Annotated in this window: 1 pseudogene; it reads left to right on the forward strand. The window is 79.4% G+C overall.

Annotated elements, in window-relative coordinates:
* Positions 1 to 233, forward strand: a pseudogene (locus KVS67_RS13395) (carbamoyl phosphate synthase small subunit); the annotation flags it as partial.

Consider the following 233-nt stretch of genomic DNA (forward strand, 5'->3'; position numbering starts at 1 on the left):
GAGCACGCCGCCCGCCCGGTGGCCGAGCTGCTGGCGGTGGTGCGCGCCCAGCCGTCGATGGCCGGCGCCCGCCTCGCGGAGTCCGTCACCACGGAGGAGCCGTACGTCATCGTGCCGGCCGAGCACGGCTGGGAGGGCGAGCCGATCGCCGAGATCGCCGCCCTCGACCTCGGCATCAAGGCCGCCCCGCCGCGGCCCCTGGCCTCCCCCCGCGTCCCCGAGCCCGGGCTGCC

The sequence above is a fragment of the Micrococcus sp. GbtcB5 genome, from assembly GCF_019091605.1.
Lineage (GTDB): Bacteria > Actinomycetota > Actinomycetes > Actinomycetales > Micrococcaceae > Micrococcus > Micrococcus luteus.